Origin of the sequence: Mycolicibacter icosiumassiliensis (genome assembly GCF_900078685.2) — a bacterium.
Classification (GTDB): domain Bacteria; phylum Actinomycetota; class Actinomycetes; order Mycobacteriales; family Mycobacteriaceae; genus Mycobacterium; species Mycobacterium icosiumassiliensis.
Window position 1 is genome coordinate 3822016 of sequence record NZ_LT546166.1, and the last position, 20213, is coordinate 3842228.

A 20213-nucleotide genomic window follows, 5' to 3' on the forward strand; every position below is an offset into this window, starting at 1 on the left:
AGATAGAGCTATTTATTGCGATATCTGAGACGGTGAATGATGACCATGATGACCGCACAGCCGCCCCTGCCGCTGGCGCCCGAGAGCGCGCGTGGCATCGGTGCCGCCGCGGCGATCATCGAAGACGATGACGGCGGTCGGGTGTTCGTGCACGGCAACCTGGCCTACGCCTGGGACGCCGGCGACGCCGCAGGGCGCCGGTTCGCGGCGGTGTCGCTGGTGCGGATCAAGGCCGCCACCCAGTTGCAGGTGGCCGAGGCGTTCACGGTGAAACCGGCCACGGTGCGACGGTGGGACGCCCAACTCAGCGACGCTGGTGTGGCGGGATTGCTCGGTGAACCCAAAGGCCCCAAACGCAAGTCGAAGCTCACCGATGACACCATGGCAACAATTCGCGGTCTGCGCGACGACGGGGCGTCCTATCGCGCCATTGCCGCGCAAACCGGGTTGTCGCACGGCAGCATCCGCGTCGCACTGTTGCTCACCGATGCCGACGCCGATCCGGTTTGCTCCTCAGCGGTGTCGGACGGCTCCACCGAGCCCGAACCCGATTCGGAGGTCGAAAACGACTGCGCCGCGGTGACCTCCAGTGATCTGACCACACCCGTGCAAGCACCGGTTTTGGCCGATCCGGTGCCGCGTTCCGGTGAGCGGGTGTTGGCACGGTTCGGGCTGATCGAGTCGGCGCCGCCGGTGTTCGGTCCGTGTGCGCGGGCACCGCTGGCGGGGCTGCTGCTGGGGTTGCCCGCGCTGGCGGGCACCGGGCTGCTCGAATGCGCCCACCGTGTCTACGGACAACTGCCCAACGGTTTTTACTCGCTGGATGCGATGTTGTGCGAGGGCGTGTTTCGTGCCCTGATCGGCCAGGCCCGCGCCGAGGGCGCGGCCCGCATCGATCCGGTCGCCTTCGGGCGGGTGCTGGGGTTGGATCGGGCCCCGGAGGTCAAAACGATCCGCCGCAAGATCGGGTTGCTCGCCGAGGCCGGCAAAGCCGGCGACTGGATCACCGCGATGGCCGGGCGTCATGTCACCGAGCGCCCCGAGCAGGCCGGTGTGTTCTATGTCGACGGGCATGTCCGCGCCTATCAGGGCCGGCGCAAGATCGCCAAAACCCATGTGCCGCGGTTGAAGTTCCCCGCCCCGGCCACCGTGGAAACCTGGGTCACCGACGGGGCCGGGGACCCGCTGTTGGTGGTGATGGCCGAACCGGCGGCCTCGCTGGCCGCTGAGCTGCGCCGGCTGATCCCGCAGATGCGTGACCTCGTCGGCGACGGGCGCCGGGTGCTGGTCGGGTTCGATCGCGGCGGCTGGTCACCGGCACTGTTCGCCGATCTGGACGCCGCCGGATTCGACACGCTGACGTGGCGTAAAGGCAAAACCGTCGACATCGACCAACACAAGTTTGTCGAACACAGCCACACCGATGAGCGTGGCCGCGTCCACACCTGGCGCCTCGCCGACACCGAAACCGAACTGGCCACCACCGAAGGCCAACGCGCCGGGCAGGTGTTCGCGATGCGCCAGATCAGCCTCTACGACAGCGCACGTGAGCGTCAGATGCACATCTTGACCACCCGGCGTGATCTGCCCGCCGCCGAGATCCGCTACCGGATGGGATCACGCTGGCGCCAGGAGAACCACTACCGTTACGCCCGCATGCATTTCGACTTCGACTCCCACGACACCTATAGCGCCCACGACGACGACCAGGCCCGCATGGTGCCCAACCCGGCCAAAAAGCCCGCCTACCAACAAGTCGAAAAAGCCCGACGGGCACTGCATCTGGCCGAAACCACCCGCGACCGTGCCCTGCTCACCGCTTCCTCACCGCCACCGGGGACCACCACCGTGATCACCAACACGATGATCAAAACCATCAACACCGAGGCCAACACCGCCCACGACGACCTCGACGCGGCACTGGACGCGCACAAAGCAATACCCGCCCGCCTACCCCTGGCCCAGGTCAACCCAGGCCAGCAAGTTCTGGACACCGAAACGAAACTGATCCACCACGCCATCCGCATCGCGGCCTACAACACCGCGCAATCCCTGGCCCGGGCGATCATCACCAACACCGGCTACAGCCGCGCCGACGACGAAGCCCACACCCTGATCCGCACCGCACTGGCCGGCTCCGGCGACATCATCGCCGATACCGCCACCAACACCTTGCACATCCGACTCGATCCACTGCCCGCACCACGGCACACCGCCGCCATCGATGAGCTCTGCCACGTGCTCAACGACACCAACACCGTCTACCCCGGCACCGACCTCACCCTGCGCTACAGCATCAAATCCCACCGACGACCGCACACCAATTACTGAGCTATGTCAGGAGTCCTGAACACGATGCCCGAGTGTGCATCAAATCAGGGGTGAGTCCTGCCATCCGTCCAGCAGTCTGTCAATCGAGACAGGGAGTCTGTGGATACACTGCGCATCGTCTGCACATCGACTGGCGTTCCTAGCCCAAATGGAACATCGTTTACCTGGATTTTTCACGGCGGTAGGCGGGTTCATGGTGTCGTAGACGCGAAAAGTGCACTCGCTCAAGGATAATCAGGGTTGTTAAGGCTCGGAAAATCCACAGATTGGGTGCACCTTTCAGATGCAGGCTACAACAGGATGGTCCCGGCGGCTCGACGTGGAGGTGCGCGGCGACGATGTGGTGTCACACACCGGCAGCGTGATCACCCGCATGCTGGCCGATAAGACGGGCCTGACCGGCGCTTTGTCGGATGCGCTGTACCGGCCCGACGTGGTCCACGACCGGGGAGCGGTGATGCGGGATCTGGCCGTGTCGATCGCCGACGGCGCGACCAGCATCTGCGACATCGCGGTCCTGGGCGATCAGAAACGGGTGTTCGGGCCGGTCGCCTCGACCACCACGGCATGGCGGGCACTCAACGAAATCGACGACGCGGCGCTGAAGCGGCTGGCGCTGGCGCGGGGTCGGGTCCGCGCCCGGGTATGGGAGCGCATCGCGGCCCGCCAGGGGAAGATTCCGCCGGTGCGGACCTGCTACGGCGATCTCGATGATGCGATCTGCATCCGCATCGACGCCACCTTGATCACCTCGTACTCCGATAAGGAATCGGCAGCGGGAAATTTCAAGGGCGGTTGGGGTTTTCATCCGTTGACCGCGTGGTGTGACAACACCGGCGAGCTGCTGGCCATCATCCCGCGAGCCGGTAACGCCGGCTCCAACACCGCCGCCGATCACATCGCCATCATCGACGCCGCGATCGCCGCGATCCCCGCCACGTGGCGGCACAACCTGCTGATCACCATCGACGGTGCGGGCTCCAGCCACAAGGTGATCGAGCACATCACCAAGCTCAACACCCGCGCCGGCTACAGCGTCCAGTATTCGGTCGGCTTCGACCTGGATGCCCGGGTGCGTGCCGCGCTGGCGCTGCTGCCCGAGACCGGGTGGGAACCAGCACTGGATGCCACCGGCAAGCCGCGCGAGGACGCACAGGTCGCCGAGGTCACCGGCCTGCTGCGGGAAAGCCACGGCGGTGACAAACTGGCCGCCTGGCCTGCGGGGATGCGGATCCTGGTGCGCCGCGAACCCATCGAGACCGGAGCCCAGCTGTCGCTGTTCGAGCAGACCAACGGCTATCGCTACCAGCCGCTGGCCACCAACACCGCCGGCGGGCAAGCCCAGCGTCTGGAAGCCCGCCACCGCGTCCATGCCCGCGTCGAAGGATTCATCCGTTGCGCCAAAGACACCGGGCTGGCTAAATGGCCGTCATCGTCCTATGCGATGAACCGCGCGTGGGTGGGCGCAGTCGCCCTGGCCGTCGACCTGCTGTGCTGGACCCGGCTGCTGCTCCTCGACGGCGCCCTGGCCGCCGCCGAACCACAGACCCTGCGCTACCGGCTGCTGCACACCGCGGCCCGCATCATCAAACATTCCCGCAAACAGATCCTGCGAATACCCCAAACCTGGCCCTGGGCAACCCAACTGGAAACCGCGTTCCACCGCGTCTTGGGGATTCGGTTGAGCACCAAAGCAATTGTGGGCGCCACCTCCAATGGCCTGGCCGGGCAGGTGGACGCGATGTTCGTCGCCGGTCCGCCACCGGATGTGGCGGTAATCATGATCGGCGCCAATGACGTCACCGCCCTGAACAGCATCGCCGGATCGGTGCAGCGGCTGCGTGCCGCGGTGCAGCGACTGCGCGCCAGCGGCGCGGTGGTGATCGTGGGCACCTGCCCCAAGTTCGGTGCGATCAGCGCGATCCCGCGGCCGCTGCGCTGGGTCGCCCACGCACGAGCGTGCCAGCTGGCCCGGGCCCAGACCCTGGCAGTCAAGGCAGCCGGCGGTATCGCCGTGCCCTTCGCCGACTTCCGGGCACCGGAGTTCCATGACAGCCCCCAACTGCTGTTCGCCGCGGACCAGTACCACCCGTCGGCGGCGGGTTACGCCCTGGCGGCGGGCCAAATGATCCCGGCGCTCTGCGCTGTGCTGGACCGGCCCGATTCCCGTGTGGTGGCCTCGTCGGGCTAGATTCGGCTCTATTACCCGATCTCAAGGAGCCAGAAGTGCCTGAAGCTGTAATCGTCTCAACTGCGCGTTCGCCGATCGGCCGGGCCGGTAAGGGTTCCCTGGTCACCATGCGGCCCGACGACCTGGCCGCCCAGATGGTGCGCGCGGCCCTGGACAAGGTGCCTGCGTTGGACCCGCGCGAAATCGATGACCTGATGATGGGCTGTGGTCAGCCGGGCGGCGCCTCGGGCTACAACATCGGCCGCGTGGTCTCGGTGCTGCTCGGCTACGACTTCCTGCCCGGCACCACGGTGAACCGGTACTGCTCGTCGTCGCTGCAGACCACCCGGATGGCGTTCCACGCGATCAAGGCCGGCGAGGGTCACGCGTTCATTTCCGCCGGTGTGGAAACCGTCTCGCAGTTCGCCATCGGTGCCGCCGACGGTGCCCCGAACAGCAAGAACCCGCTGTTCAACGACGCCGTGGCCCGCTCCGAGGCCGCCGCGGCCGGCGCCACCGAGTGGCACGACCCGCGCGCCGACGGCCTGCTGCCCGACGTCTACATCGCGATGGGCCAGACCGCCGAGAACGTCGTGCTGCACACCGGGATCAGCCGCGAGGACCAGGACCACTGGGGCGTGCGCAGCCAGAACCGCGCCGAGGAGGCCATCAACAGCGGCTTCTTCGCCCGCGAGATCTCGCCGGTCACGCTGCCCGACGGCACCGTGGTGAGCACCGACGACGGCCCGCGCGCCGGCACCACCTACGAGAAGATCAGCCAGCTCAAGCCGGTGTTCCGGCCCAACGGCACAATCACCGCCGGCAACGCCTGCCCGCTGAACGACGGTGCCGCCGCCGTGATCATCACCAGCGACACCAAGGCCAAGGAGCTGGGCCTGAAGCCGCTGGCCCGGATCGTCTCCACCGGGGTGTCGGGCCTGTCGCCGGAGATCATGGGCCTGGGCCCGATCGAGGCCGTCAAGAAGGCACTGGCGAACGCCAAGATGTCGGTCTCCGACATCGACCTGTTCGAGATCAACGAGGCCTTCGCGGTGCAGGTGCTCGGCTCGGCCCGCGAGCTGGGCATCGACGAGGACAAGCTGAACGTGTCCGGCGGGGCGATCGCCCTGGGCCACCCGTTCGGTATGACCGGTGCCCGGATCACCGCCACCCTGCTGAACAACCTGGCCACCCACGACAAGCAGTTCGGCGTGGAGACCATGTGTGTTGGCGGCGGCCAGGGCATGGCCATGGTGGTCGAGCGCCTCTCCTGACGCTTACCGTTGATGCTGCGCTCAGGGCGGGAAAGTTCGAGTAACCAACCCCCGCCCTGGGCGCAAAGTCATTTTTGCCTCAGCGCGTCCCACGCCTGGCGGACGCGGCGGACCACGTCGTAGCCCCGGTGTTCGGCGCTGCCCGGGGCCACCGACACAAAAAATGGCTCTGCGCTGAGGGCGGGTGCACTCGCACTTTTGCGCCCTCAGCGCAGAACCAACGGGGAAAGCTAGCGGGTCACTCGCTCTGGAAGTAGCTGAGCAGACGCAGGATCTCCAGGTACAGCCAGACCAGGGTGACGGTCAGGCCAAGGGCGATGCCCCAGGCGGCCTTCTCGGGCGCGCCGGCCCGGATCAGCTGGTCGGCCGCGTCGAAGTCGATCAGGAAGCTGAAGGCGGCGATACCGATGCACACCAGCGAGAAGATGATCGACAGGGTGCCGCCGCTGCGCAGGCCCAGACCCTCGCCGCCGCCGACACCGAACATCGACAGCACCAGGTTGCCGATCATCAGGGCCAGCACGCCGAACATGCCGGCGACGAGCATCCGGGTGAACTTCGGGGTGACCCGGATGGCGCCGGTCTTGTAGACCACGAGCATCCCGCCGAACACCCCGAGGGTGCCCATCACGGCCTGGCCGATCAGTGAGCCGGCGTTGCCGGTCCCCACCGTGAAGGCCGTCAGCACCCAGGAGATGGCCCCCAGGAACAGGCCCTCCAGCACCGCGTAGCTCAGCACCAGCGCTTTGTTGTCCTGCTTGCGACCCAGCGTGGCAACCAGAACCAGAGCCAGACCGCCGAACGCGCCGACGAACGTCAGCGGCCCGGCCAGCGCCTGGTTGGACGCCACCAAGAAGAAGGAGACGATCGCCGACAGGCTCAGCACGCCGAGCGTGATGCCGGTCTTGGTGACGACGTCATCGATGGTCAGCGGGCGAGTGACCTCCCGCTGCTGGTACTGCGCCAGCGACGGGTCGACCTGGTAGGTCTGACTCACCTGCTGAGTCGCACCGGCTGTGGCTTGTCCTAAGCCGGTTCCGAACTGCGCGTAGCCGCCCTGTTTGGGCAACGAACGAAATACCGGGTTGCTGGTCTCCCGCACCGTCCCGATCCTCTCCTGGGGCTATGAAGCTAAGGGTTTACGAATACTGGATCAACGTTTCCCGACCCGCCGGAGTTCCCGACGGCGTTCGGGCCGCTCTGCTGCCAAACCTTACCCGCGGATCAGTGACCGCGCCTAAGGATCTACATTGCGAAGGCGTGACAGGCGAATCTGACGGTAGCCCGAGCCCCGAGGTCCTGGCCCACGTTGACCACGGGGTCGGTCTGCTGACACTCAACCGCCCGAAGGCGATCAACTCGCTGAACCTGCCGATGGTGACCGCGATGACCGCGGCACTGTCTAGCTGGGCCGACGATCCTGCGGTCACGGCGGTGGTGCTCACCGGGGCCGGCGAGCGCGGCCTGTGCGCCGGCGGCGACGTGGTCGCGATCTATCACAGCGCCAAAGCCGACGGCGCCGACGCGCGCCGTTTCTGGTACGACGAGTACCTGCTGAACGCGCAGATCGGCGGATTCGCAAAGCCGTATGTGTCGTTGATGGACGGCATCGTGATGGGCGGCGGCGTCGGGGTCGGGGCGCACGCCAACGTCCGGGTGGTCACCGACACCACCAAGATGGCGATGCCCGAGGTCGGTATCGGTTTCATCCCCGACGTCGGCGGCACCTATCTGCTGTCGCGCTCCCCCGGCCAGCTCGGCCTGCACGCGGCCCTGACCGGGGCGCCGTTCTCCGGGCCGGACGCCATCGCGCTGGGTTTCGCCGACCACTACGTGCCGCACGCGTCGTTGCAGGCCTTCACCGCGGCGATCATCGCCGACGGAGTGGACCGTGCCCTGGCCGCACACGCGGTCGAGGCGCCGCCGAGTCAGCTTGCCGCACAACGTGACTGGATCGACGAGTGCTACGCGCACGACACCGTCGCGCAGACCGTGGCTGCGCTGGCCGGCCACGCCAGCCCCGACGCCAACGCCGCGGCCGAACTGATCGGCACCCGCTCCCCGGTCGCGTGCGCGGTGACGTTGGAAGCGGTGCGCCGGGCGAGCCAGCTCGCCAACCTGGAAGAAGTTCTGATTCAGGAGTACCGGGTGTCGTGCGCGTCGCTGCGCTCGCATGATCTGGTGGAGGGAATCCGCGCCCAGTTGGTCGACAAGGACCGCAATCCGCAGTGGTCGCCGGCGACGCTGGCCGAGGTGACCGCCGCCGACATCGAAAGCTATTTCGTTTCCGCCGAACCCGACCTGACCTTCTAAGGAGGCACTGATGAGCCAGAACAAGTTTGAGACCATCCTCGTCGACCGCGACGGCCGCGTCGGCACCATCACGCTGAATCGGCCGCAGGCGCTCAACGCGCTCAACAGCCAGGTGATGAATGAAGTCACCGCCGCCGCAGCTGAATTCGATGCCGATCCCGGCATTGGGGCGATCATCATCACCGGTAGCGCCAAGGCGTTCGCCGCCGGAGCGGACATCAAGGAGATGGCCGATCTGAGTTTCGCCGAGGTGTTCGCCGCCGACTTCTTCGCCGCCTGGTCCAAGCTGGCCGCGGTACGCACCCCGACCATCGCCGCGGTGGCCGGGCACGCCCTGGGCGGCGGCTGCGAACTGGCGATGATGTGCGACCTGCTGATCGCCGCCGACACCGCCAAGTTCGGCCAGCCGGAGATCAAGCTGGGTGTGCTGCCCGGCATGGGCGGCTCCCAGCGCCTGACCCGGGCCATCGGCAAGGCCAAGGCGATGGACCTGATCCTGACCGGTCGCACCATCGACGCCGCCGAGGCCGAGCGGTCCGGCCTGGTGTCCCGCGTGGTACCGGCCGACGACCTATTGGCCGAAGCCGGCAAGGTCGCCGCCACCATCGCGGGGATGAGCCTGTCGGCCGCCCGGATGGCCAAGGAAGCGGTCAACCGGGCCTTCGAATCCACGTTGGCCGAAGGACTGCTCTACGAGCGCCGGCTGTTCCACTCGGCGTTCGCCACCGATGACCAGACCGAGGGCATGGCGGCGTTCACCGAGAAGCGCCCGCCGAACTTCACCCACCGCTGAGTAGGCCCCGATGAGCGCGACAGCCACCGACACCGCCACCGCGGAAACCGCCCCGGAAGCGACCGAGCACGCACCGTGGTGGGTCCGGCACTACACGTTCACCGGCACCGCGGTGGGCCTGGTGTTCCTGTGGCTGTCACTCACCCCGTCGCTGCTGCCGCGCGGGCCACTGTTCCAGGGGTTGGTCAGCGGCGGCTCCGGCGCCATCGGCTACGCCCTAGGGGTGTTCAGCGTCTGGCTGGTCCGCTACATGCGCTCAAAGGACACCAGCCCGCCGGCCCCGCGCTGGGCCTGGCGGGTGCTCATCCCAATCGCAGTGATCATCCATGCCGGGGTGATCCTGTCGATCCACGGCTGGCAAGACCAGATGCGCGACCTGATGGGTGTGCCGCGGCTGACGTGGTACAACTACCCCCAAGCCGGCGCGATAGCGGTGGTCACGCTGTTCATCCTGGTCGAGATCGGCCAACTGATCCGGATGCTGATCCGCTTCCTGATGCGCCAGCTCGAACGGATTGCCCCACCGCGGGTTTCGGCCGTGGTCGCGGTGTCATTGCTAATCGCCCTGTTTGTGGCGGTGCTCAACGGTCTGGTGCTCAAGACCGCAATGCACGTCATGAACAGCACCTTCGCTTCGGTCAATGAGGAGACCAGCCCCGACCGGGCCGCCCCGTTGACCCGGCTGCGCTCCGGCGGGCCGGAGTCACTGGCCGCCTGGGAGTCGCTGGGCCATCAGGGCCGCATCTTCGTCGCGAGTGGACCCACCGTCGCGCAACTCAGCGAGTTCAACGGCACACCGGCCACCGAACCGATTCGGGCCTACGCCGGCCTGAATTCGGCCCACGGGATCAAGGAGACCGCGGAGCTGGCCGCGGCCGAACTGGTCCGCACCGGCGGACTGAACCGCGCGGTGGTGGCCGTGGCCACCACGACGGGCACCGGCTGGATCAACGAGGCGGAGGCCTCGGCGCTGGAATACATGTTCAACGGCGACACCGCGATCGTGAGCATGCAGTATTCGTTCCTGCCCAGCTGGCTGTCGTTCCTGGTCGACAAGGAGAACGCACGCCAGGCCGGCCAGGCTTTGTTCGAGGCCGTCGACAAACAGGTGCGGGCGCTGCCGGAGGCGCAGCGCCCCAAGCTGGTGGTGTTCGGTGAGAGCCTCGGCTCCTTCGGCGGTGAGGCCTCCTTCATGAGCCTCAACAATGTGCTGGCGCGTACCGACGGTGCGTTGTTCTCCGGCCCGACGTTTCAGAACACCATCTGGACCGACCTGACCCTCAACCGCGATCCCGGTTCCCCGCAGTGGCTGCCGATCTACCACGACGGCCGCGCCGTGCGGTTCGTCGCTCGCCCGGAAGACCTGGCACGCCCCGACAACCCTTGGGGCGCACCGGATACGCCCCGGGTCGTGTACCTACAGCACGCCTCCGACCCGATCGCCTGGTGGCATCCGGACCTGCTGTACCACAAGCCGGACTGGCTAAAAGAGCCCCGCGGCTACGATGTGCTGCCGCAGGTGCACTGGACCCCCATCGTGACGTTCCTGCAGGTCTCGGCCGACATGGCGGTGGCGATCGACGTGCCGGACGGCCATGGCCACAGCTACGTCGCCGATGCCGCCAATGCGTGGGCGGCGATCCTACATCCAGCGACGTGGACCCCGGAGAAGACTGAACGACTCCGCCCCCTGCTGCACTCCAACGCTTAGTGCTGCGAGTGGGGCCGGCTCCACCAGCTCCCCGACGGCGGCCAGGGCCTGATAGCCGCCGATCACATCGGTGGCGCGGTGCAGCCCCAAGTCCTGCAGCGCAGCCGCGGCCAGGCTCGAGGTGTAGCCCTGCGAGCACAGGATGATCCACTGCACGTCGTCGTCGACCGCCTGCGGCAGCCGAGCGTCGCTGGTCGGGTCGCAGCGCCACTCCAGCACATTGCGCTCGATCACCAGCGCTTCCGGCACTTGGCCTTCGGCCGCGCGCTGGGCCGCCGGCCGGATGTCGACCAGGTATGCGCCGTTGCGCAGCGCCTCGGGCACTTCATCAGCGCTCAGCCGGTGCAGCCTGGCGCGGGCCGCTTCGAGCACGTGGTCAATGCGGCTGGTGACGTGGGTTGTGGTCATGACGCCTCCGGGTGCTGGGTGAGTTCGGTGCGCTGCCTGCGCAAAGTATGGTCCGGCGCGACGTCGTAGTAGGACATTTCCGCCAGTGGCGGCGAGTACGCGTGCACGCTCAGCGTCGGGGCGGCCGGTTCGAACTGGTTTGTCGGCGGCGCCCAGACGACGTCGTGCACCCAGCCCTGGGTGAACGCGGCCTGGTCCCCCGCGTCCAGCCGTCGTTGCGCCAGCTCGCGACCATTCCAATGGAACTCATCCAATGAGCCGGACAGCACGGTCAGCGCGCCCAGCGAGTCGCCGTGATCATGCAGTTCGGTGGCGTGCTCCGGCACCCAGCTGATCAGCCAGATGTCGAGTCGCTCGTCACCGTGGATTCGGGCGAACCAACGCTGGTCCTCGGGCAGCCCCGATGCGGGCAGCAGGTGGTTGTAGCGGCCTTGCAGCACCGCCTCGGCGGCCAGGTCGGTGGTCTGTAAGAGGTCGGGCAGGCGCAACGCGCGTGGCCGGGCGGCCGGGCGCCGCAGCGCAATGGGATCGGCGATAACCATGGGTCAGTACTCCAAGAGGATGGGGTGGATTCGAGAAAGGGGTTGGCGGCAGCGTTCAGCTGCGGCAACAACAACCCGGGAATCGCACGTGCTCCATCACAGCGGCCATGCTATCCGGGTGCGGAGCCCGATGCGTCAGCGCGTCACTCTCCGGGGCGGCGGTTGCGGCCCTCCCGGCACGGCAATACCCGCTGTGACCTGCTCTTTCCTGTTGGTACTACGGTTGTAATCGCGATGACAGAAAGAACTGGCGCGGCGCAGCCCGCAAAATGGTGCACATGACCTCTGCTGCGGAATCCCGCGTGAACCGGGCACCCCGGGTGGCGCTGGTGCTGGGCAGCGGCGGCGCACGCGGCTATGCCCACATCGGGGTGATCGCCGAGCTGCGCGACCGCGGCTTCGACATCGTCGGGATCTCTGGGTCGTCGATGGGTGCGCTGGTCGGTGGTCTGCAGGCTGCCGGACACCTCGACGAATTCGCCGAGTGGGCCAAGTCGCTGACCCAGGGCGCGGTGCTGCGCCTGCTGGATCCGTCGTTCACCGCGGCGGGGGTGCTGCGGGCGGAGAAGATCCTCGATGTCGTCCGCGACATCCTGGGCGATATCGATATCGAAGAGCTGCCAGTTCCCTTCACCGCGGTGGCGACCGATCTGATCGCGGGCCGGTCGGTGTGGCTGCAGCGCGGACCGGTCGACACTGCCATCCGAGCCTCGATCGCCATTCCCGGGGTGATCGCACCGCACGTGGTCGATGGTCGCCTGCTCGCCGACGGCGGCATCCTCGACCCGCTGCCGATGGCACCGTTGAGCGCGGTCAACGCCGACCTGACGCTGGCGGTGAGCCTTAACGGCGGCGACCCGAGCGCCGCCGGCCCAGCGCCCGCCGGAACGGTCGCTGACGACCCAGAGAAGGGCGTGCCGGCCGGTCGGTTGAATCGCATGTGGCGCAGTACATCTGCGCTGCTGGACACCAGCGGGGCGCGGTCGCTGTTGGACCGGCCGACGGCACGGGCGATCCTGGACCGGTTCAGCAGTGGCGAGTCCGAACCCGGCGGTTCAGCGAGTCTCGACGCAGGAGAGGCGAAGCTGGGACCGCCGCATGGGCCCGGCGAGGACGAGGACTCCTTGACTCCCGAAGTGCCCAAGCTCGGCAGCTTCGAGGTGATGAACCGAACCATCGATATTGCCCAGGCGGCACTGGCCCGCCACCAGCTGGCGTCGCACCCGCCCGATCTGCTGATCGAAGTGCCCCGCGTCGCCTGCCGCAGCCTGGACTTTCACCGCGCCGCGGAGTTGGTCGACGTGGGCCGCGAGCTTGCCGCTCGCGCCCTCGACGCCGCGAAATCGCCCTGACCCCAATGGCGACGCCCCGCAGCGCCCGACTCCGTCGCGCTCGCGATCGTCGCAGCCCTAGCCGTTGGCCAGGAACTCAGCGATCGCGCCGGCCTGCCGTCGGCCCTGTTCGCGTCCGGCCTGCGCCGACGGCAACCGGCACGCCGGGTCCAGCGGATTGCCGCCGAAGGCACGCAGCGCGTCATCGTCGGCGAGCACGGCGCACACCCGACCGTCGAACGCCGCGATCTCGCCGTCGACACCGCCACCGGTGGGCACCAGCAGCACGGCCTCGTCACAATCGGCGGCCACATCGAGGTTGACCGTGCTGCGCACACCGCCGTCCATATAGCGGCGCGTGCCGAGCTCCACCGGAGGCCAAGCACCCGGCACCGCACAGCTGGCCGCCACCGCGTCGATGAGTTCCACCCCCGAGTCGCGGTCGAAGACCGTCAGCTCCCCGGTGTCGATGTCGATCGCGGTGATCCGCAGCGTGCGCTCGGGCCAGTCGTGCGACGGCAAACGGTCGGCGATGATGGCCCGCCGCACCGGTGCGGCAACCGTCTGCGCCGCCAGGGCAACCGCGCCGATACCTTGCAGCTTCTGCGCGGTGGTGGTGTTGGGTTCGGTGATCGCCGCGACGAACAGCTCGGTCAGCTCGTCGGCACCGACGCCAGGATCGATCTCCGAGGAGGTCTCGGCGATCTGGCGGGCGTACAACTGCTCCAGCCCCAGCCCGCTGCTGATCTGGGCGGCCACCGCCGACCCGGCCGACGTCCCCACCAGTACCGCGGATTCCAGCAGTTCCCGTGCGGTGTCGGGCGATTCGTCGGCGATTCCGCACAGCACACCGGTCTCCCAGGCGATGCCCGCTTCTCCACCACCGCCGAGCACCAGGGCACGTTTTGTTGGGCCTCCTGGGCAGCGGCGGTCAGGTCTTCGCGGCGCAGTTGCTGGGCGGGGGGATCGGGGAAGGCCAGCTCGGTGGTGATTGCCAGCCCGGCGTCGACGTGCACCAATTCCCCGGGGGCGATCAGCTGCCAGCGCGGATCGGTGTCCATCGGCTCGCTGGCGAACACTACCGCCGGGCGGCCCCGTAACTGCTCGGAGTGCGCCCGGATCCGCGGGGTCCTCAGGTCCAGTCCGACCGGTGCGGATCCGTCGCGGCGATCCAGCAGGTACAGCTCGTGGGTCTCGGGGTAGCGCAGCGCCCACATGTCGGTGGCCGTGCTCAGCAGGATATTGAGTGCATAGATCGGCACGTTGGATGCCAGCCAGCCGACCGCGTCGCGCAGGCCGGCACCGATGTCGCCGTCCTGCGCACGCACGCAACCGGTGATCAACGCAAAGACCCGTTCGGAATCGGTCTGTCCCCCAACCAGATCCGCGGTGCCGACGTCGCGAAGCCGTTCCTCAATGGCATCGAGGCCACGCAGCACGCCGTTGTGCGCGAAGATCCGGCCGTCCTGCAGGAACGGGTGGGTGTTGGCGACGTCCCGCGCACCGGTGGTTGCGTAGCGCACATGCGCGACGAACGTGGTTCCGGTCAGTTCGTTTGCTTCCGTGGAGAATTCGGCGTCCTGCCATGCCGCTATCGGCTCTTTGTGCAGGTGAGCTACGCCGTGGGCGTCGAAGACGCCGATCCCGGTGCCGTCCGGGTTGCGCCTGCTCTGCTCGGCGAGGTTGTCCGGAGCGTCGAGCAGCCAGAACGTGGCAGTGACGGCGTCGGTCCCGGCGTGCAGCCCGAAAAGTCGGCACACGGCGGGGCTCAGCGCGCCAGGTGCGGAGCGGCCCGGCCGGTGATGAGCGGCAGGTCGAAGAACCCGGCGATACCGGGTGGGGCGGCGCAGGTCGCCGGGATGGCGTTGACGCAGTGCGCCGCGGTTGCCACGACGCCGGGGTTGCTGATCAGGCCCTCTTCGACAGTTTCGGGCTGCCAGCCCTTGACGGTGATGAACGTGTCGGGGTTGCCCCGCACCTCCATCTCGTAGCGCTCTCCCGCTGGCCCTGAAGTCCATGGCGGGTCAAGGTTCTCCTCACCCATCAGCCAATTCACCGTGATCCGCACCACCGGGGTGTCACCTACCATCGCCTCCCAATGGAAACGGCGGCCGGCGACCTGGCCCGGTTCGATCACGCCGATCGGCGACTCGATCGGTGCGGTCGCGACGGCCACTTCTTGCGATGCGCGAATCTCGGGGTCGGCCGCGAAACCCAGCCGATCCACGCACAGTCGCGCCGACTGGATGAAGCCGCTGTTGAGCATCTTTTGCATCGGCCCGGTCAAGGCCTGATCCGGGGTGCCGCCGAATCCCATCACGTGGCGCAGCACGTCCGGCGCACCGTAGGTGCGCAGGTCCGAGAACTCTTCGCAGCGAACAAAAGTGATACCCGTGGACATCACCGACAGCAGCAGCGGGAAGAGCTCGCTCACGGCGCCTGGCGCGATGCCAGCGCCGTGCAGGGTCACATTGCCGGCCTCCGCGGCAGCTTTCAGCGGGGCGGCCGTTCGTTCGCTGGGGTAGACCCAGCCGACCGGGGTGACGACGTTCTTGCCGGAGCGCAGCAGCGCCGCGACCTCATCCGCGTTGCCCATCAGCGGCGCGTAGATCACCGCGTCGGCGTCCAGCGCCAGAATCTCGTCGACGCTGTCGGTGGCCGTGACACCCACCGGGTCGGTGCCGATGATCTCCCCGACGTCCTTGCCGCTCTTGGACTTCGAGTGCACCCAGCAACCGACCAGCTCCAGGTCGGGATGCTCGAGTACGCCCTTGACCGCGGCGACTCCGACTCCTCCGGTTGCCCATTGGATGACACGCAGGCTCATCAGTTATGCACCTCACTCACTTGGTATTGGTCGTCGGCGTACCGGGCACGTATGGTCTTCTTGTCGTACTTGCCGACACTGGTGCGCGGGATCGCCTCGACGAAGGTCCAGCGTTCCGGAAGCCACCAGCGGGCGACCTTGTCGGACAGGAAGGTTCGCAGTTCGGCTCCGTTGACCGAGGCACCGGCGCGGGCCACCACGACGGCAAGCGGCCGCTCCTGCCAGCGCTCGTCGGGCACCCCGACCACCGCGGCTTCGACGACATCGGGGTGGGCGATCAGCTCGTTCTCCAGTTCCACCGAGGAGATCCACTCCCCACCGGACTTGATCACGTCCTTGGCCCGATCGGTCAGCGTGATGAAACCCTGCGCGTCGATGCGTCCCACGTCACCGGTGCGCAGCCAGCCCGAGGAGAACTTGGACTCGTCCTGGCCGCGGAAGTAGGCGCCGGTGATCCAGGCGCCGCGCACCTCCAGCTCGCCGACCGCCTCGCCGTCGTTGGGCAGCACCGCGTCTTCGTCGTCGACGATGCGGGTCTCGACACCGCACACCGGCCGACCCTGGGTGCCCCGCAACGCCCAGTGCTGCTCGGGCGGGGTGCCCGGCGGCGGCCAGGCCATGGTCGCCATCGGCGAGGTCTCGGTCATGCCCCACAGTTGCCGCACCTGCACGCCGTGCCGTTGCTCGAACGCCTGCATCAGCGACACCGGCACCGCCGACCCACCGCAGGCCACCAACCGCAACGACGAAATGTTATGGCCGGGTTCGCGTTCCAAGTAGTGCAGGACGTCGTTCCAGATCGTCGGCACCGCACCGGCCACGGTGGGCCGCTGCGATTCGATGAGGGCGACCAGCGATTTGGCGTCCAGATGCCGGTCGGGCATCGCTAGATCCGCGCCGGCCATCAGTGCCGAATACGGCAGCCCCCAGGCGTTGGCGTGAAACATCGGCACGATCGGCAGCACGCAGTCGATCGCGCCGATCGCGGTGCCATTGGTGGTGCACCCGGCCATCGCGTGCAGGTAGCTGGAGCGGTGGCTGTAGACCACGCCCTTGGGATTGCCGGTGGTGCCGCTGGTGTAGCACATCGCGGCCGCCGAGTTCTCGTCGACGACCGGCCAGTCGAACTCGTCGGACTCGGCGGCCAGCAGGTCGGCATAGCCCAGCACGGTCTTGCCGGAGGCCGTCAACGCCGCGCTGTCGCCGTCGCCGACGAGGATCACGGTGTGCACCGTCTCCAGCTGGGCCAGCACCGGCGCCAGCAGCGGCACCAGGGAGGCGTCGACCAGGATCACCTGGTCTTCGGCCTCGTTGGCGACGAAGACGATCTGCTCGGCGAACAGCCGGATGTTGAGCGTGTGCAGCACCGCACCCATCGCCGGGATCGCCAGGTAGGCGGCCAGGTGTTCGGTGTTGTTCCACATGAAGGTCGCCACCCGCTCGTCGCCGGTGATACCGAGGCGCCGCAGGGCATTCGCCAACCGGGCCGCCTGCCCACCGAGCTCGCGATAGGCGGTGACTCGATAGCCGCCGTCGTCGGCCATGGTGGTGACGGTGCGGTCACCGTGGACGGCCGTGACGTGATTCAAGATGGCGCCGACCGTCAACGGCCAGTGCTGCATGGTGCTGTGCATCGACCTATTCGATCACGCCAGCATTCCGGACGTGGCGTGGGTTACAGCGCGGGTTCGAGTTGCAGCATGCGGGTGACGGCGTCGTCGAGCTCGAGCTGCTCGTGCAACGATGCCGAAGGCGCCGGCAGGTCAGCCAGCGAAGCGACGGTCACCTTGCCGTCGAATCCGGCGATGTAGAGCCAGCTGCCGTCCGGGCTCTCCGCGGCGCAGGACGCCTCGGCGACGCCGGCCAGGGTCCCGAGGGTCTCGCTGGTGCGGGCGCACATGACCAACACGGACCCGTCGGTCACCAGGTAGATGCGCTGGCCGTCGCGGCCGGCGATCAGCTGGATCAGCTGGGCCTCGATGGCGCGGCTGGAGCTGACCGCGTGCGTGCGGGTGTCGACAACGTGCACCCGGCCGCGACTGTCGGGACCCGACGTCGCCACGTACAGTCGGGCACCGTCCGGGCTGACCGCCACATCGATGATGGTGGCGCCGACCTTGACGGTGTCGATGATGTTCAGGTCGCGGTCCAACACCACGACGGTGTCGCCGCCGGGCTGACGGACCGCCGCATACAGCCGCCGGCCGTCCGCGCTGATCCGCAGGCCGGCCGCTGCCGCCCCGGGGTGCCCGGACACCGCGGCGGACGCGGCGGGACGCAGGGCCGCGTCGAGCGCGAGCACGTCGACGCCGGCCGATCCGGTACGGGTGAGGTACACGCGACTGCTGGTCGGGTCGGCAACCAGGTCACCGACGTCCATGGCCACCGGGTAACACCCGGAGACCTGCGCAGTGTCGACGTCGATCGCCAGCACGGCGTCCAGCGCGGTCGAACCTGCGGTGACATAGGCCCATCCGGTGCCGGCGGGGCCGGCAGCGATCGAGAACGGCTCGTCGGCCTGGAAAACCGTGTTCACGATCTTGCAGGTGGCGGTGTCGATGATCGAGACGGTGTCGTCGCCATAGTTGGTGGCCAGCAGCCGTCGGCCGTCCGCGGTGACCGCGAGGCCGCCGATCGGGCCGCGATCCAGTCTCACGGTGTTGGCGACGCGCGATGGAGAGTTGGCCAATCTATAAGCCGGCACTTCGTCCACATCGCTCCAATCAACCACTGTTCGTATCGCTCACGTTCGTCTCGTCACTGCCCACGCACCCCCGCGGCTGCCGCAGCGCGGCCCGGTCGAGACCGGGATGCCGGGGCGGGGCGTTCGGTCGATCCTAGCGGTGAATTCGAGGTAACAGGAAAATGTCCTAGTTATTGTGATCGAGGTCGCAGGTTAATCCCAGCAGTCTCACGTCACACCGGGCGAAACCGCAAGATCTACAACCAACAGCAAACTAACCTATAGGTATCGACAGGGTATTTATCTATCTTCAGCAACTTACGATGCGCGCTGTGATTAATATTGAATAAGAAATTAAGAACTCCCACCAGGAAATTCCGCGCTTCTTGCCGCAGAGTCCTTGCAAATTCCCGGGCGGGCGGGTATGGCGCCGGTAGGTCGCAGGCCGGGGGACGCGCTACGTCTCGTCAACAGCGGCAACACCGACTTCGCGACATACGGTGCTCAGCCGCTTGTCGCGCGTCCACAGCCGCGATCCGCCCGTGAGCAACACCGAGCCCAGCAGGTGCGCATCGACTGCGCTCAGGCCCCGCCCCCAGAGCCGACGTTCGTCGACGAACGTCATCGCCTCGGCGTGACTGAGTACAGGGAACTGGCGCAGGTTTTCGAGAAGCTCCAAGACCGCGTCGCGTTGCTTGATCGATCCGAGAGCCAGTTCCTCGATCACGAACGGGTGACAGCCGACCTCATCGTTTGCAGGCGGTCGACAAGGTCTGACTCGGTCCGGTGGAGATGGTCGATCCAGATCGAGGTGTCGACCAGTATCACGGGGTGGAGGTACGCCGCCGCGGCGCCGCCGCTGCCCGGGGATCGGCCCCACCAAGGGCAATCAGTCGCCGGGCGCTCTCGACGCGAATCAGTGTCCGCAAACCATCGCGCAGCAACGCGGACTTCTCGGTGATCCCGGTCAGCTCGCTTGCCCGAGCCAGCAAGTCGTCATCGATGGTCACCGTGGTCCGCATCGCCGCCTCCTTGCATCAACTACTGCATCATTTGATGACAGCAATGATGCCCGCATGGTGCGGCTTCGACAAGGCACGGGTTCTCTGACGTTGTGGCCGAAGACCACCTCGGCTTGCCAAGTGGGCCAAGCCAGCTGGCGACGCTGACGCGCTGCGCCCGAGGGCGAGCATCCCGACCCCTAGACAGCTGATGGATGCACGACGCGACCATCCGGGCTGTTGACGCAACGCAACGGACGCGGTGCCCCCAGTCGGACTCGAACCGATTTCACGGTGCTGGCAGACAGGGCATACCCCCGTTTAACTGCTGAAATACATCAGTGTTATTCACGCTAGTTATGTGTAACTGTGGGCAGATTGTGGGCAGAACGTGGGCACGGGTCGTGCCTGTCGGTTACCCGGCCGTAGCCTGGTGCTTGTGATGACTGACCATGAGCTTGCTGAGCAGCTGTTTGCTGTCGTAAAGCCCGATGGATTCGGCATCAAAGGCGAGCTCGCGGCTGGCGAGTATGTCGCAGCCATCATCGACCTGGTTGAGCAGGCCGCGCTGCGGCCCATTCCCCTGCCACAGGGCCTCGTGGACGCGGTTGCTGAGTTCGCCGACGATCCAGCCCTTGATCCTGATGACATCGCCGCGATCCGAGAAGACCTAGCGACGATCGCCGCCATCCGGAGCTGACTGGCCACGAAAAAGCGGGCCGCAATGCCTACATGAAATGTAGGGGCGCACCCGCAACAGCCAGTCTAACGGAGGGGGGCAACCCCCAAAGGCAGGCAGCCGCCGCTCGTGGCTTAGGCACATACCCCC

General features: G+C 67.3%; 16 protein-coding genes and 2 pseudogenes. 8 read left to right on the top strand and 10 right to left on the bottom strand.

Annotated elements, in window-relative coordinates:
* The first annotated feature begins 48 nt into the window (after positions 1 to 48).
* The 3 genes from BN4346_RS42225 (at position 49) to BN4346_RS42235 (ending at position 5775) form a co-directional block, all read left to right on the top strand.
* Positions 49 to 2331, top strand: a complete 2283-nt coding sequence (locus BN4346_RS42225) for a putative transposase (RefSeq protein WP_154677655.1) — start codon at positions 49 to 51, stop codon at positions 2329 to 2331.
* Positions 2332 to 2614: 283 nt separating this feature from the next.
* The gene (locus tag BN4346_RS42230) at positions 2615 to 4522 is read left to right on the top strand and encodes an IS1380 family transposase (RefSeq protein ID WP_167666235.1); all 1908 of its coding nucleotides are present in this window, start codon (positions 2615 to 2617) and stop codon (positions 4520 to 4522) included.
* Between the two features lie 35 nt (positions 4523 to 4557).
* Positions 4558 to 5775, top strand: a complete 1218-nt coding sequence (locus BN4346_RS42235) for an acetyl-CoA C-acetyltransferase (RefSeq protein ID WP_067975875.1) — start codon at positions 4558 to 4560, stop codon at positions 5773 to 5775.
* 238 nt (positions 5776 to 6013) lie between these two features.
* Here the strand turns inward: BN4346_RS42235 and BN4346_RS42240 are convergent, their stop codons facing one another.
* Positions 6014 to 6877 carry a Bax inhibitor-1/YccA family protein gene (locus BN4346_RS42240; protein WP_067975878.1) on the bottom strand — a complete coding sequence of 288 codons (864 nt, stop codon included), beginning with the start codon at positions 6875 to 6877 and terminating at the stop codon, positions 6014 to 6016.
* Positions 6878 to 7035: 158 nt separating this feature from the next.
* Between BN4346_RS42240 and BN4346_RS42245 the strand changes: the two genes are divergently transcribed.
* The 3 genes from BN4346_RS42245 to BN4346_RS42255 are packed head-to-tail and all read left to right on the top strand — an operon-like array spanning position 7036 to position 10592.
* Complete coding sequence (locus BN4346_RS42245; RefSeq protein WP_067975882.1) at positions 7036 to 8088, top strand: enoyl-CoA hydratase/isomerase family protein; 1053 nt, start codon at positions 7036 to 7038, stop codon at positions 8086 to 8088.
* Positions 8089 to 8098: 10 nt separating this feature from the next.
* The gene (locus BN4346_RS42250) at positions 8099 to 8881 is read left to right on the top strand and encodes an enoyl-CoA hydratase (protein WP_067975885.1); all 783 of its coding nucleotides are present in this window, start codon (positions 8099 to 8101) and stop codon (positions 8879 to 8881) included.
* Positions 8882 to 8891: 10 nt separating this feature from the next.
* Positions 8892 to 10592, top strand: coding sequence for an alpha/beta hydrolase (locus BN4346_RS42255; RefSeq protein ID WP_067975888.1), 1701 nt, complete (start codon positions 8892 to 8894; stop codon positions 10590 to 10592).
* Here the strand turns inward: BN4346_RS42255 and BN4346_RS42260 are convergent.
* Both BN4346_RS42260 and BN4346_RS42265 read right to left on the bottom strand, forming a co-directional pair.
* Positions 10524 to 11000, bottom strand: coding sequence for a rhodanese-like domain-containing protein (locus BN4346_RS42260; protein ID WP_067975891.1), 477 nt, complete (start codon positions 10998 to 11000; stop codon positions 10524 to 10526). The two genes, BN4346_RS42255 and BN4346_RS42260, sit on opposite strands and share 69 nt — an antisense overlap.
* Positions 10997 to 11542, bottom strand: a complete 546-nt coding sequence (locus BN4346_RS42265; RefSeq protein WP_067975893.1) for a cysteine dioxygenase — start codon at positions 11540 to 11542, stop codon at positions 10997 to 10999. The genes BN4346_RS42260 and BN4346_RS42265 overlap by 4 nt, the downstream gene beginning before the upstream one ends.
* A 278-nt stretch (positions 11543 to 11820) precedes the next feature.
* Here BN4346_RS42265 and BN4346_RS42270 point away from each other — a divergent pair, with 278 nt between their 5' ends.
* Complete coding sequence (locus BN4346_RS42270) at positions 11821 to 12894, top strand: patatin-like phospholipase family protein (protein WP_067975914.1); 1074 nt, start codon at positions 11821 to 11823, stop codon at positions 12892 to 12894.
* 57 nt (positions 12895 to 12951) lie between these two features.
* Here the strand turns inward: BN4346_RS42270 and BN4346_RS48225 are convergent, their stop codons facing one another.
* From BN4346_RS48225 to BN4346_RS42305, 7 genes and pseudogenes are all read right to left on the bottom strand, one after another.
* On the bottom strand, positions 12952 to 13770 hold the full coding sequence (locus tag BN4346_RS48225) for a patatin-like phospholipase family protein (RefSeq protein WP_067975915.1): 819 nt from the start codon (positions 13768 to 13770) through the stop codon (positions 12952 to 12954).
* Between the two features lie 11 nt (positions 13771 to 13781).
* Positions 13782 to 14633 (bottom strand): annotated as a pseudogene (locus BN4346_RS42280) (class II glutamine amidotransferase); the annotation flags it as partial.
* A gap of 8 nt (positions 14634 to 14641) precedes the next feature.
* Positions 14642 to 15700 carry an NAD(P)H-dependent amine dehydrogenase family protein gene (locus BN4346_RS42285; RefSeq protein ID WP_067975896.1) on the bottom strand — a complete coding sequence of 353 codons (1059 nt, stop codon included), beginning with the start codon at positions 15698 to 15700 and terminating at the stop codon, positions 14642 to 14644.
* Complete coding sequence (locus BN4346_RS42290; RefSeq protein WP_067975899.1) at positions 15700 to 17334, bottom strand: long-chain fatty acid--CoA ligase; 1635 nt, start codon at positions 17332 to 17334, stop codon at positions 15700 to 15702. Before BN4346_RS42290 ends, BN4346_RS42285 begins: the two co-directional genes overlap by 1 nt.
* A gap of 41 nt (positions 17335 to 17375) precedes the next feature.
* Positions 17376 to 18356, bottom strand: coding sequence for a YncE family protein (locus BN4346_RS42295; RefSeq protein ID WP_235653692.1), 981 nt, complete (start codon positions 18354 to 18356; stop codon positions 17376 to 17378).
* 484 nt (positions 18357 to 18840) lie between these two features.
* Positions 18841 to 19211 (bottom strand): annotated as a pseudogene (locus BN4346_RS42300) (type II toxin-antitoxin system VapC family toxin).
* On the bottom strand, positions 19208 to 19405 hold the full coding sequence (locus tag BN4346_RS42305) for a type II toxin-antitoxin system VapB family antitoxin (RefSeq protein WP_067975903.1): 198 nt from the start codon (positions 19403 to 19405) through the stop codon (positions 19208 to 19210). The pseudogene BN4346_RS42300 and the gene BN4346_RS42305 overlap by 4 nt, the downstream one beginning before the upstream one ends.
* A gap of 421 nt (positions 19406 to 19826) precedes the next feature.
* Between BN4346_RS42305 and BN4346_RS42310 the strand changes: the two genes are divergently transcribed.
* Positions 19827 to 20084, top strand: coding sequence for a hypothetical protein (locus tag BN4346_RS42310; RefSeq protein WP_154677656.1), 258 nt, complete (start codon positions 19827 to 19829; stop codon positions 20082 to 20084).
* Positions 20085 to 20213 lie beyond the last annotated feature (129 nt).

Bases quoted from the DNA above. Each gene is read 5' to 3' on its own strand.
- BN4346_RS42310 (WP_154677656.1), top strand. From the start codon at position 19,827: ATGACTGACCATGAGCTTGCTGAGCAGCTGTTTGCTGTCGTAAAGCCC.
- BN4346_RS42255 (WP_067975888.1), top strand. From the start codon at position 8,892: ATGAGCGCGACAGCCACCGACACCGCCACCGCGGAAACCGCCCCGGAA.
- BN4346_RS42250 (WP_067975885.1), top strand. From the start codon at position 8,099: ATGAGCCAGAACAAGTTTGAGACCATCCTCGTCGACCGCGACGGCCGC.
- BN4346_RS42225 (WP_154677655.1), top strand. From the start codon at position 49: ATGACCGCACAGCCGCCCCTGCCGCTGGCGCCCGAGAGCGCGCGTGGC.
- BN4346_RS42290 (WP_067975899.1), bottom strand. From the start codon at position 17,334: ATGCACAGCACCATGCAGCACTGGCCGTTGACGGTCGGCGCCATCTTG.
- BN4346_RS42270 (WP_067975914.1), top strand. From the start codon at position 11,821: ATGACCTCTGCTGCGGAATCCCGCGTGAACCGGGCACCCCGGGTGGCG.
- BN4346_RS42265 (WP_067975893.1), bottom strand. From the start codon at position 11,542: ATGGTTATCGCCGATCCCATTGCGCTGCGGCGCCCGGCCGCCCGGCCA.
- BN4346_RS42305 (WP_067975903.1), bottom strand. From the start codon at position 19,405: ATGCGGACCACGGTGACCATCGATGACGACTTGCTGGCTCGGGCAAGC.
- BN4346_RS42285 (WP_067975896.1), bottom strand. From the start codon at position 15,700: ATGAGCCTGCGTGTCATCCAATGGGCAACCGGAGGAGTCGGAGTCGCC.
- BN4346_RS42260 (WP_067975891.1), bottom strand. From the start codon at position 11,000: ATGACCACAACCCACGTCACCAGCCGCATTGACCACGTGCTCGAAGCG.
- BN4346_RS42230 (WP_167666235.1), top strand. From the start codon at position 2,615: ATGCAGGCTACAACAGGATGGTCCCGGCGGCTCGACGTGGAGGTGCGC.